This is a genomic window from Exiguobacterium sp. SH4S7, assembly GCF_004336795.1.
GTDB classification, from domain to species: domain Bacteria; phylum Bacillota; class Bacilli; order Exiguobacteriales; family Exiguobacteriaceae; genus Exiguobacterium; species Exiguobacterium aurantiacum_A.
On sequence record NZ_SJUT01000003.1, the window covers coordinates 121,593 to 137,523 of the forward strand.

13 protein-coding genes and 1 pseudogene are annotated in these 15,931 nt (G+C 52.3%); 1 reads left to right on the forward strand and 13 read right to left on the reverse strand.

The genetic code is table 11. From position 1 onward, the window contains the following. Positions 1 to 36: 36 nt before the first annotated feature. Positions 37 to 1,518: a cryptochrome/photolyase family protein gene (locus EVJ29_RS07365; protein WP_131504928.1), complete on the reverse strand. Its 1,482-nt coding sequence runs from the start codon at positions 1,516 to 1,518 to the stop codon at positions 37 to 39. Between the two features lie 75 nt (positions 1,519 to 1,593). Here EVJ29_RS07365 and EVJ29_RS07370 point away from each other — a divergent pair, with 75 nt between their 5' ends. Further along, on the forward strand, positions 1,594 to 2,223 hold the full coding sequence (locus EVJ29_RS07370; RefSeq protein ID WP_131504929.1) for a class I SAM-dependent methyltransferase: 630 nt from the start codon (positions 1,594 to 1,596) through the stop codon (positions 2,221 to 2,223). Positions 2,224 to 2,304: 81 nt separating this feature from the next. Here EVJ29_RS07370 and arcC read toward each other — a convergent pair whose 3' ends face one another. The 12 genes and pseudogenes from arcC to fabZ form a co-directional block, all read right to left on the reverse strand. Continuing rightward, on the reverse strand, positions 2,305 to 3,267 hold the full coding sequence (gene arcC, locus EVJ29_RS07375) for a carbamate kinase (protein WP_131504930.1): 963 nt from the start codon (positions 3,265 to 3,267) through the stop codon (positions 2,305 to 2,307). Continuing rightward, complete coding sequence (locus EVJ29_RS07380) at positions 3,264 to 4,064, reverse strand: DUF2877 domain-containing protein (protein WP_071398328.1); 801 nt, start codon at positions 4,062 to 4,064, stop codon at positions 3,264 to 3,266. Before EVJ29_RS07380 ends, arcC begins: the two co-directional genes overlap by 4 nt. Then, positions 4,061 to 5,332, reverse strand: coding sequence for a DUF1116 domain-containing protein (locus EVJ29_RS15475; RefSeq protein WP_236633435.1), 1,272 nt, complete (start codon positions 5,330 to 5,332; stop codon positions 4,061 to 4,063). The genes EVJ29_RS07380 and EVJ29_RS15475 overlap by 4 nt, the downstream gene beginning before the upstream one ends. Positions 5,333 to 5,344: 12 nt before the next feature. Further along, a complete protein-coding gene (gene fdrA / locus EVJ29_RS15480) occupies positions 5,345 to 7,036 on the reverse strand; it encodes an acyl-CoA synthetase FdrA (protein ID WP_201738998.1) in 1,692 nt (563 codons plus the stop codon). A 12-nt stretch (positions 7,037 to 7,048) separates the two neighbouring features. Beyond that, a complete protein-coding gene (locus EVJ29_RS07390; RefSeq protein WP_051121426.1) occupies positions 7,049 to 8,290 on the reverse strand; it encodes an MFS transporter in 1,242 nt (413 codons plus the stop codon). A 126-nt stretch (positions 8,291 to 8,416) separates the two neighbouring features. After that, the gene (locus tag EVJ29_RS07395) at positions 8,417 to 9,100 is read right to left on the reverse strand and encodes a response regulator transcription factor (RefSeq protein WP_071398332.1); all 684 of its coding nucleotides are present in this window, start codon (positions 9,098 to 9,100) and stop codon (positions 8,417 to 8,419) included. Between the two features lie 3 nt (positions 9,101 to 9,103). Further along, positions 9,104 to 11,593: a sensor histidine kinase gene (locus EVJ29_RS07400; RefSeq protein WP_161567339.1), complete on the reverse strand. Its 2,490-nt coding sequence runs from the start codon at positions 11,591 to 11,593 to the stop codon at positions 9,104 to 9,106. Positions 11,594 to 11,773: 180 nt separating this feature from the next. Beyond that, positions 11,774 to 12,052 carry a hypothetical protein gene (locus tag EVJ29_RS07405; protein ID WP_131504932.1) on the reverse strand — a complete coding sequence of 93 codons (279 nt, stop codon included), beginning with the start codon at positions 12,050 to 12,052 and terminating at the stop codon, positions 11,774 to 11,776. Between the two features lie 57 nt (positions 12,053 to 12,109). Further along, the gene (locus EVJ29_RS07410) at positions 12,110 to 13,159 is read right to left on the reverse strand and encodes a C45 family autoproteolytic acyltransferase/hydolase (protein ID WP_131439130.1); all 1,050 of its coding nucleotides are present in this window, start codon (positions 13,157 to 13,159) and stop codon (positions 12,110 to 12,112) included. 63 nt (positions 13,160 to 13,222) lie between these two features. Then, positions 13,223 to 14,949: pseudogene (locus EVJ29_RS15660) on the reverse strand (methyl-accepting chemotaxis protein). 95 nt (positions 14,950 to 15,044) lie between these two features. After that, positions 15,045 to 15,497: a hypothetical protein gene (locus EVJ29_RS07420; protein ID WP_131504933.1), complete on the reverse strand. Its 453-nt coding sequence runs from the start codon at positions 15,495 to 15,497 to the stop codon at positions 15,045 to 15,047. A gap of 11 nt (positions 15,498 to 15,508) precedes the next feature. Next, positions 15,509 to 15,931: a 3-hydroxyacyl-ACP dehydratase FabZ gene (gene fabZ, locus EVJ29_RS07425; RefSeq protein ID WP_070328162.1), complete on the reverse strand. Its 423-nt coding sequence runs from the start codon at positions 15,929 to 15,931 to the stop codon at positions 15,509 to 15,511.

Sequence of the window (15,931 nt, forward strand, 5' to 3'; positions counted from 1 at the left end):
TGCAAAATTTCATTAAGGAAACGTAAAAAAACCGATTCACGGGGAATCGGTCAATGTTTGTCGCGCCTTCGCCAAGATGTCGGCTTTGACGTCGTCGTCACGCCCTTGCCAGTTGCGGACCATCATCTTCATACGTTGGTTGTTCGAGAAGCGTTCCTCGTGCTTGTCGATGAAGTTCCAGTACAGGGCGTTGAACGGACAGGCGTCAGCCTCGGTCGTCTGTTTTGGGTTATATTTGCAGCCTTTGCAATAGTCGCTCATCCGGTCGATGTATTTGCCCGAGGCGATGTACGGCTTCGTCGCAAGACGTCCCCCGTCCGCATGGAGCGCCATCCCGAGCACGTTCGGCAACACGACCCAGTCGTAGGCGTCGATATACATCTCGTTGAACCAGTCGCTCGTCTGTTGCGGCGAGATTTCGAACAGCGTCGCATAGTTACCGAGCACCATCAGCCGCTGGATGTGGTGGTTGTGCGCTCGCTCGACGACCGGCTTCAAGCTCTCGTGCATACAGTTCAGGTCCGTGTCCGCGTCCCAAAACAAGCCAGGTAAGTCACGCTCGTGGTTGAACGTGTTCACGTCTCGATAGTCGGGCATCAACGCCACATAGACGGCGCGCATGTATTCCCGCCAGCCGAGAATTTGGCGGACGAACCCTTCGACTGAAGCAAGGGGCGCGTCGGTCGCGCATGCCGCCTCGATGACTTCGTGCGGGGTCAGCAGTCCGACATTGATCGCCGCCGACAACAGACTGTGCGACATCTCCGGGTTTTCGGTCAACATCGCATCCTGATACGGACCGAACGTCTCGAGCCGCTCGTCGACGAAACGCTTGAGTGCTCGCCTTGCCTCGTCCCGCGTCACCGGCCAAGCGAACGGTTCGATTTGTCCGGGGTGGTCGGAAAACGTCGTCTCGACTTTTCGGATGACGTCTGTCGTGATGGCGTCAGGTCGGAAGTGGATGGCCGGTGGGAACGTGAGCCCGGACTTTGGCGGCTGGCGATTGTCCGCGTCGAACGACCATTTGCCGCCTTTTGCTTTCCCGTCTTCGAGCAACACGTCAAACCGTTTGCGCATATGACGGTAAAACCGGTCCATCCGCCACGGCTCGCTGCCGAGCGTGTCGAAGGCCTCTTGCTTCGTTAAATAGAAGAGCGGTACGTCCGTATGTTCGATGAGCTCGTGCTGGTCTCCGAACTGCTTCAGCTTCCGCTCCATCGGCTCATCGGTGACGGCCGTGTAGTGAATCGCATCGGGATTGAAGCGGCTGAAGTGATCGTCCCACGCGTCTTGGAACGAGTCGGCCTCGTGATAGTCGACGGTGAAGCCGCGCTCGCGTAACTCAGCGGCGAAGTGTCGCATCGCCGAGAAGATGAGGACGAGTTTTTGTTTATGATACTTCCGCCACATCGCCCGTGACGTCGCTTCGATCATGACGATGACGTCGTCAGCTTTGACGTGGTCGAGCATCTCAAGGTCGTGTGATAGTTGATTGCCGAAGATCCAAAATGAGCGCACAGATTCATCCCCTCTCTAAATTTACATTGTGCTACACTCAATTTACATCTGCTTCATTTAGAAAGGAATGGTTCGATGCGCCCGAAACGTCTGCAAGCATGGTTCGACAGCCAATACGAGAACCCGCGCGGTATCGTCGGGACGTACATCGGCGAGAAGATGGTTCGCCAACACCGGGTCGAAGTCGACTGGACGATTGAACAGTTGGCGGTTCAGCCGGGCGACCGCATCCTCGACCTCGGTTGTGGAGCCGGTGACGCGATCGCGCAAATGCTTCGTAGCTTTGATGAGGTGCACGTGACCGGGCTCGACCGTTCCCCGACCATCGTACGCTCGGCCTCAAAACGAAATCGAGCGGCCTTACGAGCAGGGCGAGCCGAGGTCGTCGAAGGCGACCTCGAGACACTCCCGTTTCCGGAAGGAAGTTTCAATCACGTCTTCAGCATCCATACGCTCTACTTCTGGGACGACATGTCCAAGGTACTTGCCGAGATTGAACGCGTCTTAACGCCAGGCGGGTCGTTCGTCATCACGTACTGTGACGGGAAAGGTGACGTGACCTGGGACGGCATCGCGGCGATTGTCCAGGAGCAATTTATCCCGGCCGCCAAGACGCTCGGTATGACAGACGTCTCTGATCAGCGCGGACCTGATTCTCGCGATTATCGTACGGTCGCGGTGAGTGGACGCAAAACGCAATCCTAATTGAGCAACCCATCTCACAACAACAGTCCCTTTCTTTATTCGTTATAAAGAAAGGGGCTGTTCGTATATAGATACAATCGGTCAATAGACAACATCCGCAGAAGCGATGTCGTACCGGATCCGCGTCCCTTCTGTTTCCGCAATCGCCCCTTTTAACGAAGCGACGTCTGTGATTACGGCTTCTCGATTCGAATCGACTTCAACAAACTGGAGGGCCGCCTCTACTTTAGGCAACATACTGCCGGCCATAAAATGATTCTCCTCAATCAACTGTTCAAGACGAGACGTCGAGACGGTCTCCAATTTCTCTTGGTTCGGTTGATTGAAGTGGATGTAGACGTTAGATACTCCCGTGATGATCATCAAATGCGTTGCTTCAATCGACCGGGCCAGCTGCGCGGCGGCAAAGTCCTTGTCGATAACAGCTTCCACGCCTCGAAGCGTGTATTGCTCACGGACGACAGGAACGCCGCCCCCACCTGCAGCGATGACGAGATGGCCTGCATCTAGCAAGTCTTGAATGACCGGTGCCTCGACGATACGGATCGGCTTCGGACTGGCGACGACTTTTCGATATCCGCGTCCCGCATCCTCGACCATCACATCGCCTTTCATACGCATCTCGATTGCTTCCTTCTCAGTATAAAACGGGCCAATCGGCTTTGTCGGATGATCGAATGCAGGGTCTGATAAGGCGACTTCCGATTGCGTGATCATCGCGACGACTTGTCGCTCCATGCCTCGACGGGCGAGTTCGTTCTTCAATAGCTGTTGGAACCAATATCCGATCATGCCTTGCGACATCGCTCCGCACGTCCCTAAATCCATCGCCGGCGTCTTCTCCGAATTCGCCATTTGTTGCTGAATCAAAATCGCACCGATTTGGGGGCCGTTCCCATGACTGAGTACGACTTCATGTCCTGCCTCGACCAAGTCGGCGATGTGACGCGCCGTTTCCATGATGGCGTGTCGTTGTGCTTCTGCCGTCCCATCGTCCGTTAAAATCGCATTCCCTCCGAGAGCAATGACAATTCGTTTTTTCATCTGTCTAGTTCCTCCATTTCTTGTTTCAATGCCAAATATATTCCGAGCGCAGTATCCTGTCCTGATGAACTCCCAAACGTGATGAGACGTTCCCATTCAACCTCACAATTTGAGAACGATTCGGTCAACAGCACTGTAATCAGCCTTTTTAATTCGCTCGTATACTCTCCCCGCAGTGCCGCCTCATAAAAAGCGACAGAACTTCGTGTCGTTCGATATTTAGCTGTCATCACGTAATCGTTCTGCCACTTCATTGGCCGTCCCAATACCTCACATACGGCCATATAGCCAATTAAGACGTCATCGCCACTCGGCGTCAGTCCTTTGCCGTAGCCGATCAGACGTTTCCCTTCTGCTTGACCGATGTTCGTCAAATATTCGTACAGCGGTTCTCGTCTCTCTTCATAGGCGTAACTCCAGTCGTGACCGAGTTCGCGTAATCGTGCCTCCATCTGCCTGAGGTTTAAGGCCAGTTCATAGCGCTTTGGCTCGATACGTTCCATGTTCATTTTCAACACCTGGTCTGGATAGATCGTTATCCCGCTCGGTACGTGGTGAATCGTCGCACCGATACCCGCCAATAGACAATCTCCTACTCTCCACTCCAATCGATCGACCGTCTTCACATGAATTCCAAAAGGCGTATGTCCGTTCTTCGTCGTACCGATGTAAATCAAGTGTCCCCCCATTCGCAGGTTATAACCGTTTCGAAAGACGGCCTCGACTTGTAACGCTTGGGGGAATTCTTGAAGGAGAGAGGCAGCATACGTACTGTACGCCGCCCCGATTTGTCTCATGCGTGTTGCACCAGTCCTAATTTTTCAGCGTATGCTTCGAGCGCCTTCTCGAAGCAGGCCAGTGGAGCACGAACCGTTCCCGCACCGACTTGGCCGATACCTGGCTCCCGGTGTGCGATTCCTGTATTGATGATCGGTGTGATCCCGGTCTCGACGACTTTCCGGATATCAATACCGACGCAGGCACCTTGGAAATCCCATGATGGAATACTCAAGTTCGGGTTATGTCGATCGCAAATTTCGTTCATCTCTTCACTGATCGCGAGCGCTTCGCTCGATCCTGCCCGGCCGAGGAACCGCGTAACACCTGGCGCAGCGACCATCGCCATCCCACCGACGCCATACGTTTCCGCAATCGCACTGTCACCGATGTCCGGGTTCGCATCGTCTTGGCTGTAGCCTGTGAAGAACAAGCCTTCTGGCATGTTGACGGGTGCCGTGAACCATTCGTCCCCCATACCGCTGATTCGAATTCCAAAATCTTTCCCGTTCCGGGTCATAGCCGTCACGATCGTGCCCGCTTCGTGCCGTCGAGCCTCGTCTAGGATTGCTTTTCCGGTCGCCATCATGACGTTTAAAAAGAACTGATCGGTATCGGCCAAGAACTGCAAGACGTCACGTCGTTCCGTTTCATCGACGTCCGCCAACATAAGGTAAGGTGCCAATTCTTTTAGCAGCAACACCGAGGCCGCGATATTTCGTTGGTGGAACTCATCCCCCATCGTAATGGCTTTCGAGATGATGACGTTCAAGTTGATCCCGTCTCCTGCTTGTTTCAACGTTTGTGAGAGGACCGGCCCCAGAACGTCTTTCATCCAGTGGAGGCGTGCGATGACTTCTGCATCGTTGGCACCAAACCGCATCACTTTTCCGATTCCTTCGTTCATCGTGCAGTACGCTTTCGCACTTCCGTTTCGGTTTTCGACAACGAGGACCGGCATATGTCCAGACGTGATCCCGCCCATCGGTCCGACCGCTTTCACATGATGACACGGGATGAACGTCACGTCTCCGCGCTCGAGCATCGCTTCCGCCTCTTCATAATCGTCGGTCCACTGCTCAAAGATGATCGCCCCTATGGCCGCTCCTTTCATCGGCCCCGTCATGTCTTCGTACGCGATCGGTGGGCCAGCATGGAGAAGTACTTTTTCTTTCAATTCTGGAATGACCGTGTGAGCTGGGACGACGTCCGTCAAAAACGGTTGTCCTCCGATAATCGTTTGAATCACCTTGTCATTTGCTTCTTGAATCATCGCTCCGATACTCATTTTATTTCCTCCTCAAGACATGAGCGCTAACAAGCGCTGAAGATGTGGTTTTCCGCCGGCTGTCGGTTGCCAGTTGTACTGAACGCTGTGACCACCTTCGCTAATTACGGCGTCTGCGAACGAACGAAGTCCTAAGTTGACGACTTTAGGTGCGCGCAGCAACTGCTGGATTGCTTCTGACGACTCAATTTTATGTGTGCTCGGTTCTACAGATGGAACTGTTTTCTGCTTGAACTGTGGAACTTCTTTCCCAATCATTCGAAGTGCATATTCGACAGCTGCCACGTTACTCTCGGCGACGAGGATACCAGCTGCTTCAAAGAGTTGCTTTTGGGCACTGTAACGCTGTGGATCCTGTTCGGTACCACAAACGTTGACGATCACCTCTACGTTCGGACGAGTTGCCTGTAGTTCAGTTAACGTCGGGAGCAGTGCACCGGCCATGTTCTCATGCGAACCATATCCGAGGACGTTATCCAACAGGAGCACGATTGAATCATCTGTGTCACAATAGCGATTGATGAAGTCGATTCGTGTCGACGGATCGATCATCGGATGCGGCTTCCCTTGCGTGTAGACGTCATCCCCTAAATCGATGACGACGTTCCCGTCATAGTCAAACGAGAAGCCGTCCCGATGCTCACGGTCTGCCTCCACGCCGAACGAGAGGCCCATCAAGTCAGCCGTCTCCGCGGCCAACGTTCCACCTGAGAACAGGCCGATGATTCGTGACGCCCCATTCGAGGTGACATCGGTCCGGTGCCGTTCCTGCGTCGACTTTCCAAGCGCAAGCAATGCCGCTTCTTCCGATGTGTCCGCATAGACGACGTGGTTGACAGGCGCGAGTCCGTGGTCCCCGACGAAGAAGGCCACGACCGGTTTGTTGACTTGTTGAAGCAACTGCTCAATCTCTTCGCGCACTTCTTTCGCAGGTGGTTTTGAGATGACGACGATCGTGTCCGTTGTCACGTCCTCCGCAAGTGCCCGAATGCCGGCTTTCATCGAGATCCCGCCGATTTCGGTCGACAAGTCACGTCCGCCCGTTCCGATCGCATGGGAGACCCCGCCACCGAGACGATCAATCAACGTTGCCACTTCTTGAATTCCTGTCCCTGAGGCTCCGACGATTCCGACACGTCCCTCCCGGACCACGTTGGTGAAGGCGAGCGGAATACCTGCGAGTGATGCGGTACCACAGTCAGGACCCATGACTAGCAGTCCTTTGTCATCGGCGAGCTGTTTCAGTTCACGTTCCACTTCGACAGGGACATTGTCACTAAAGATATGAACGTTCAAGCCTTGGTTCAGTGCTTTTCGTGTCTCGTATTCGACGTATTGTCCAGGAATCGACAACAGCGCCAAGTTCGCTCCCGGCAGTTCTTCGAGCGCCGCTTTCCACGACCGGACTTCTGTCTTATCCGCACCTGCTTGTTTCGTTTGGTTGTTCAGGAAGTCATGGATTGCTTTCAAAAGTGGTTCGGTCTGATCGGTTTCCGCATCGACGACGATACACATGTCTTGTGGCGTCGCCGCCTCTAACTCTTCTGTATAGAATCCTGTACTTTTAAAGATGTCGAGGTTGGCCGGTGTCCCCATCATGATCGAGACTTTATTGATGCCTTCGAGACTCGAGACGTGGTTCGATAACACCATCAACGTGACGGAGTCTTGATACGTGTTCGCTTGAATGATTGTTGTCAACATACGTTTCTCTCCTTATGCTTCCGCCGGTTTGACGGTTTCTTTTGTGAATAACATGGCGATCATTCCGATGACGAGTAAGACGGCTGCCAAGTAAAATCCGGTTTGCATCGATCCCGATTGATCGACTAAATATCCAGTAAGATAAGGCGCCAGAATCGACGACGTCATCCCGACAAAGTTATAGACACCGAAGACGGTTCCGTACACTTTTTTCGGAGCGTTGTTCGCCACGAATGAGAGCAGGACCGGGTCAAGCGCTAACTTTCCAGTCAATCCATACAGGATGAGCGCCGCGAAGAGCAGTGGCGTGCTCTCAACGAAGACGACCGCCAAGATGGAGGCGATGGACAATGGGACGAGAACGAATACGAGTGGTTTTTTCTTGCCCATCTTGTCTGATAGATAACCGATCAATAGTGCCCCCGGAATAGACGCCCATGGGACGAGTGACGAGATGAAGCCGACATCACTGCCTTGGAAGCCACGCTCTACTTGTAAGTATTGCGGGAGCCAAGTGAGAATCATGAAGAATCCATAAAGTGAGCAGAACACCATGACAAATGTCGCGAGCAAGTTACGGTTTTTGAACAGGCTCATGATTGAGAAATCTGATTTTTCGACCGTGTTCGCGACACGTTCTGGTCGCTTCTCTTTGACGACGTACCAAATCAAAATCCCTGTTAAAATCGTCGGGATCGTCATGAAGTAAAATGGCGTTCGCCAGCTCATACCGAGCTCGAGTGTCAAATAACTCGATGAGATATAGCCGAGTGAGATACCGAGCGCCATACCACTGTTGATGATGGCAGTCCCGATCGTTAGAAACTGCTTCGGAATCGCCTCAGACGACAACGCGTATTGAGGACCGTAATACGTTCCTTCTCCGAGTCCTGTGATCGCTCGGGCGATCATGAATAAGAGAAATGTCGAAGCCAGTCCGGTGATCCCGGTGAATAGTCCGAACAAAATAAATCCAGGAACTAAAATTCGTTTGCGTCCAAACTTATCACCAAGTGAGCCCGAAGGAATTTGGGCGATGGCATAAGTGAGGAAGAATACACTGTTGACCAATCCGAGCTGGGCGTTGTTCAACCCGAACTCTTGGGCCAGGTTCGGCATGACCGGGTTTAAAATTGTTCGGTCGGCGTACATAAACATCCAACCTAAGAAAAATACCGCGATGACTTTCCACCAATACGGGATTCGTTCCTTCTTCGCTTCAAACGAAGGTTGAGACACTGGGGATGTACTCATGGGGTTACTTCCTTTCTGTATTTTGGTATCGCTTACAACCCCACTTTACGTGTCAGCCCATAAGAAACGCATAAACAGAACGGGTCTTGCCGTAACAATTCCATAAAAAAAAGCACCCTAAGGCGCTTAAGAGAGTAACGCGTATCCGATACCGGGATACGTTTTTAGTTGATCGGCAGCCTCTAGAGCCCCGGCTGCTTTAAATTTCTTTCGGATGCGTCCAATCGTGACACGCAAATACTCGACTTCCCCGCCATATTCCGGTCCCCAAACAGCTTGAAGTAGCTCACGATGTTGGACTACTTGATCTAAATGCTTTACGAGTTCTGACAGGAGCGAGAACTCATTTTGGGTCAATTTGACTTCTTGCCCTTGATGAAACACTCGGTTGCGCAGACGATCGATTTCCAAGCCTTTTATCTCGACCGTATTCTCTAGCGCCTCACTCACCTTCGTCCGTCTCAATACGGCTTTCACCCGGGCGAACAGCTCGTCAAGCGCAAATGGTTTTGTTAAATAATCATCCGCTCCTAAATTTAGTCCATCCACCTTATCTTTTGCCTGACTCCGAGCAGTCAACAAAATGACCGGAACGTCCGAGACTGTCCGGAGACGGCGTAACACTTCAAATCCGTCCATATTAGGCATCATAATATCGAGCAGTACTAAATCGACTTGACGGCGATCGACATCCTCCAAAAAAGAGGAACCGTCTGGATAGTCATAGACCGAGTACCCGAGCGACGATAAATTGGCCGCCACGAATCGTGCAATTTTCTTCTCATCCTCTACAATCGCAATCGTCTGCATGCTTCAATCTTCTCCTTTCGGTAGTTCAAGAAAGAATCGAGTCCCCCGCCCGAGTTCACTCTCAGCCCAAATCTTTCCGCCATGGGCTTCAATGATGCCTTGGCATATCGCCAATCCGAGCCCGGTTCCTCCTTTTCGCCGTGTCGACTTCATTTCGACTTGATAAAACCGGTCGAAAATCCGTTCCAAATGATCATGGCGAATGCCAATCCCTTGATCTTCAATGACGAGCGTCCAATCCGTATCTGATTCATAAGATTGGATGTGAATGGTTGGTGGGCCGTCACTATAACGAACCGAATTGGTCAACAAGTTGACGAGCACTTGACGGAATCGATGAAAATCGACTTCAACGACGGGCGGACCTTGCCAGTCATAAGTCGTATGCGCATCAATTTGTAGCTCATGAATGATTTTTTCCACGTAAGGCTTCAAGAGGACCGCCTCAATCTCGACCGGAAAGTTGCCCGATTCAAGCTTCGTGATGTCGAGCCAATCATCAATCAGCTGACGAATCCGTTGAGAATCTTCTTGAATCCCTTGCAGCAATTCATGACGGAAAGGCGCTTCCCACGTCACGTCTTTTCGCATCAGTGTCTCGACACTGCCACGGATGTTTGTGAGCGGTGTTTTGAACTCGTGTGAGGCGAGCGAGATCAGATTATCTTTTAACTGGTCAATCTCGACTTCACGCGTCACATTTCGGACGATATACCCTTGTCCGATCGAGTTAGCTGCATCGACTACAGAGAACGGCTGAATTTGAAAGATCTGCTCGTCCACTAATAACCGCAGGGGTTCTCTCTCCATCCTGTACTCGTCCATGAGCTTCTCCCAGTCTTCAGCCCGGCTCGATGCGTGGAGGTCGAAATAGACTTCCATAAAACGATTCACATATTCAATCTCACCGTCTTCATTCAATACGATGACACCTTCTGACATGCTGCTTAACGTCGCATGCCACAACGCATTTTGTTTCGTCGTTTCATCCACGAGGAGCTTATTGTCCAACAACATGGAGAAAGCATCCGCTAGCGTATGCAGAAAAATATCCTCCCGTTTCGAAATCGTCTGATTCATCGTTAATCCAACGAGTAACATCCCGCTGGCTTGCCCGCCATAGTAGAGCGCATTGACTTGGAAGCGATAGGCGTCTTGTTGCGTTTCGATGAATTCATATAAGCTTTCTTGGGATAAAATCGCGTCTTTTGATATGACTTGGTTCGGTAACGATACAAATAACGGATAAGGCAAGATTGCTGATACCTCGTGCAACGTACTCTGCACGAGCGCAATCGTGTCTGGCGCATGACGAAACGATGTCATAAATTGATTGAGTGCCTGTAACTCAAGATTGTTTTGTTCGAGTTCATGCGTCCGCAACTTAACTTTTTCTTCAAGCGCGTCGTTCAACTGCCTCAAGTTTTCTTGTCCGGACCGGACATCATCCGCCATCACAGCAAACTGTCTGGCCAATCCAATGATTTCTTTTGGGGCATGAATTGATTTTAAATGAGCGACTACATCCGGTGCCTCGGCACGCTCGACCATCAACTCGGTCTGATTGACAAAATCGGCGAGCGATTGATTCAGTTTTCGGGATAGGACCAATCCGAGCACGAGCATGATTGCCGCGACGATTAAAAACAGAATCGTATTTGGTAGTAACGTGTTGACTGTTGCAGCTAAAATACTGCCGACCGGACGCGCGATCCAAACCGTCCACTCATACTTCGGGACTTCCGCATAAGTAGCGAGCTGTGATTCTTTCTTTTCTTCATCATAAACACGCCATACATTTCCCCACAGTAATGTACCCGTCTCATTCGGGTTCGTTGAAATCGTTTTCACTTCAGTCGATGGGTATTCGTCCGGATGAAACACGACTTGATTACGATCATCGACGATGACCGGGTATTGCTGTTCGTTAAAATTGTTAGCAATGAGCGTTTCGCCAATCCCGTCCAAATTGAGTGCACCTAGCACATAACCTTCCATGTCCTCTCGTTCATTGAAAATCGGTGTCGCAATCACAATCAGTGGTTTTCGACTTCCGCCTCTTCCTTGAAACACATGTGACACGTAAGTCGTTTTACTCGATTGAATGCGTTCAAAGTAAAAGCGACTGCTAAAATCCAATCCGATGTTCGAGACACCGTCCTCATTGTTCATCGGCGAAAATGAGGTCGTCTCCCCTTCCGAATCAGCAATATAGAGATTTTCGAAGCGTGGATTGTGTCGTTTAATATTGTCGAGCATCGCTTGCTCCCATTCTCCCGATCGAGCAGTCGCACGAGATAAACGGATATTGACCGCAGCCGTTTGAATGACTTGACGGCTTTGTTCAATATAATCGAACACAATCGATTGCATCTGTTTCGTCGCAACTTCTTGTTGAGTAAATTCATCTTTCACGTTTTGGACCGTGTCCGCCAAATAAATCACAAGTGAGAATAGGCCCGAAACGAGTATAAGTAATATGAAATCAAACAAAAGTCTTCCTCGAAATGTCTCTCGCATCACCCGAATCCGGTGTAGCATTTCCTATCACCACCTATAAAAAAAGAGTAGCACGGTTTATGCTTTTTTTAGATATTCCATCGGGTTTTTTATGTTTTTGTTATGGCGATGTCGTGACAAAAAGGTTGACCATAAATGGCCAACCCGTTTGTCTTATCCCCGGCTCCTCCGTGTCACAGCGACCCCGCCGAAACCGCTGATGATCGCGATATAGAATCCTAAATCATAAAACCAACCGGTGTTGTTCACTTCATAGACGCGATACGTGTCATTGAACAACCCTAAAATCAGTGACACCGGTGCGATCCAGCCGTGCCAGACACCCCAAAAGAAGCCGGCCGGGTCCGTCGTGTAGGAGCCGTCACCCGGTACGCAGCCGCCGAGGGCGACAACCAACCCGAGCATGATGGCCAATAATCCGATTCGTTTCATTTGAATCCCTCCTCGTATTCCTATTCCCCGTTTTCGTCAAAAAAGCACTGACCGAAGTCAGCGCCAAAGCTGGACCGTGTTCGCGAACTCGATATCGGTCGCGATCTCACCGTCGAGGGCGTGCAAGTCGAAATCCTCCCCGTCGAGCCACGTCTGAAAATCAAAGATGACCGGGTCGCGGTCGCCGCCGAGGGCGAACCACGTCTCGAGCGTCTCCGGGAAATAGGCGGCCGTATGGATCGTCCCGGCCCAACTTTTATACAGCTCCGAAAAGACACCTTTATCCGAGTCGTTCATGAGCCGGAACGCGCTCTCGGCGTCTTGGACGATATGTTGATACATCTTGATCTCCATCATCCGCCGCGTCGAGTCGTCGAGATGGTAACGGTTCTCGTGCTGCAACAGCTCGAAGTGGTTCGTGCAAATGTTCGACTCGCGGACGCGGATGTCGCGCGGGGTCGCTTCGATGACACGTGTATTTGATGACTTGTCATGGACGACGTACGTGAACGAGCCGCGGTGCGGAATGTCTTTCAACAGATCGACCGCTTCTTCGACCGTCGCGCACGTCTCGAGGATCATCCGTCCGATCATCTGGCAGACGAAACCGTCCCCGGGACGGCGGCGGTTGATGAAGTTGTAGCCCATGGCGAGGCCGCGTTCGTTCATCCCGTCCATCCGCCCGGTGACGCGCGAGACGGGTCCGATGACGGCGTAGCCCTCGTCCGGTTGGAACACGTTGTAGCGCCCGTCATATGTCATCGGATGATAGTCGTAGTTGCGGACGAGGAAGTTGTCCCCTGTCAAAATCGAGCAGCCGCTGATCGGGTTATTGACCCGGAAATGACCGAAATGAAGGAGCGTATCGCCGAGCGTCAGTTCGAGCTCATCCTGCAGGCCGAGCAGTTCTTCCCAAATCCTCGGGGCGAACCGGTCGAACGCTTGTTTCGCCTCGCGCTCGTCGATCTCAAACCGGGGGACGCGCAGCTTCCACTGATCGGTCCGGTTCTCGAGCAGCTTGCTGCGCTTGATATATTCACCTTGAAAGCGGCCAAAGTCATAATGACTGCCGCGGAATTGTGTAAGTTCGCTTGAGACACGTTGCATGAAAAAACCTCCCTTGCGCCCATTATAGCGGACGTGCGGGAGGGATGTCTGACTTGAAGCTGTTCATAGTTTAAACTGGCGGCTCATCTGTTGCATGTCTTCCGCGGTGAGCGACAAGTCTTTGACAAGACGGTTCATCGTCTCGCTCGTCGCCGACATCTGTTCGGTCGAGGCGGCCACTTCCTCGTTACCGGCCGTGCTCTCTTCAGAGATCGAGGCAATGTCTGAAAGGCCGCGCTTGATGTCTTCTTGGTTCGTCTTGACGCGACCGAGCTGTCCTTGCATCGACCCGGTCAGCCGCTGCATCTCACGGACACTCGCCTCGATCTCATTGAACGCCTGCTTCGTCGCCTCGAGCGTCCGTCTGCCGTCTTCGGCGGCGTGCATACTGTCAGTGAACGTCTCGCCGAGCGCGATCGAGTTCCGTTTAACGCTGCCGACGATCTCTGAGATCTCACTGACCGATTGGGCGACGCTGTTCGACAGACCGCGAATCTCGGAGGCGACGACGGCGAACCCTTTCCCGTGCTCGCCTCGATGGCCGCGTTCAAGGCGAGCAAGTTCGTCTGTTGCGAGATCTGTCGGATGATCGTGACGAGCTCCGTCACTTCGTCCGCCTGTTGCTCAAAGTCTTTCACTTGGCCTTGCGACTCATTCACTTGCGCGTGGATGTTCGTCATCTTCCCGACCGCGTCTTCCATGAGTTGCAGCCCTTCTGCTGTCACTCGACTGACGACTTCCGCTTGCGTGCTCACGCCGTGCCCGTCCGTCGCCGTCTGTTCGACGAGTCCCGAGAACTCGTTCATATGTCCGTACAGCTTCATCGTGAGCACACTCTGATTCTCGACCCCCCCAGCGATTTCTTCCATTGTGAACGCAATCTGTCGCGATGCGTCGTTCACTTCCTCTGAGATGCTCGCGACGTTGCCACTCTCATCCCGGACCGTCTGTGCTGACGTCTGTAGGTTTGAGATCAATCCTTTCAACATCTTCGTCATTTGGTCCATCGACGCGGTGAGACGCTTGATCTCATCGTTGGCGCGCAATTGAATGTTATCCATCTCAATCGACGCCGTCGCCAAGTCGCCACCGGCGATGTGCGTTGCGACGCGTTCGAGGTCACGAAGCGGACGTAATTTCCAACCGAGGTAACGCCAGATGATGACCGAGGCGAGACCGAGCAAGATGACGAGTCCGATGAGTACCGGGGGCAGACTTTCACGTAATACGTCAGTCGTGACCGCCGCAACATCGGCCGCGCTTTTGTCGATGCCGATGACACCGATGACTTCATCCCCTTGCTTGATTGGGACGAGCACCGTCATATAGGTCCCAAACTCCGGGTCTTCGACAATCGGTGTCGTGCCGGTCCCGCCTTCAAACGCCGGCTGTGCGTCTTCGAGCGAAGTTGCAGACACCGGTTCCCCAATCTCGGACGCGTCTGTCCCACTCATTCCATCTACAATAATTTGTAGCTCCTCACCCTCCAATGCAAGCGTGTAGACGTACATCGCCCCGATTTGCGTGCGGTACGTATCGAGTTGTTCCCGAAACTGCTCGAATTGTTCATTCTTCTCCGGATTTTGTAAAAACGCCCCATACGCGTCCGCATCTATCGCCTCACTGATTCGGGCGGCGTCTTCTAGCAAGACGGCCTGCATCGAACTGAGCACCGTATGTTTCGTACTCACGTATTGAGTGACCCCGAATATGACGATGAGTAGCGTCACAAAGGCAAGCATCGCCGCAAGAATCCGATTCTGTAGTGACTGTGGTTTATTTTGTTTCATAAATTCCCCTCCTAGTTCCTTATTGTTTATATCGGAGGAAACTAAAAAAGAGTAAACAAAAAACGGATGATTTTCGACAAAATCATCCGTTTTTTTTATTCATTTGTCGAATTAACGGCTTCGAGCGGCATCGAGACTTCCGCCTCACCTTCTTCTCCGATGTGGAACAATGGGAGTGTCGTCGGCACGAACAATTCTGGGTTCATGTCGGCTTGATAGACGTATGTCCGCACGTCACCTTCACGCTCGGCGACGATTTCACCGAACGGGATCGGTACGCGCGTGCCATCGACTTCGTAGCTGATCACCGTCGTCGGGTCGAGCCGACGGTCTTCGAGCATTCGGATCGTGAACAGCATCGTCGAGCTGTTCGTCCGCTCGAGCGACACGGCGATCGACTCAGACTGTCCGGCCCGCTTGTCGATCATCGAATCGCCCGCCGTCTGTTCAAAGACGACGTTCTCTTCTGTCGCTTCTTTCGTCTGCATCTGTTGGCATCCGACGATTGTCGCTAATCCAAGCATCAAGGCAATCACTAATACACGCATCTCGTTTCCCCTCACTTCAAGGCGAAAGTCAGTTCTGCAACACACGCCACTTCTCCGTCGACCGTCGCTACGGCACGTCCTTTACCGATCGGACCACGCACCTTCAAGATCTCGACCTCGAGGCGCAACTGGTCGCCCGGGACGACTTGGCGTTTGAAGCGACAGTTGTCGATGCCGGCGAAGAACGCGAGCTTACCTCGGTTCGACTCTTGTTTGAGCATCGCGAACGCACCGACTTGGGCCAGTGCTTCGACGATCAAAACGCCCGGCATGACGTTATAGTCTGGGAAATGTCCGTTGAAGAATTCTTCGTTCGCCGTCACATTTTTTAAACCGACGGCCCGTTCGCCTTCTTCGACCTCGAGAATCCGGTCGATGAGCAAGAACGGGTACCGATGCGGGATCACTTCTTTAATCTGTTCAATCGTGTACAT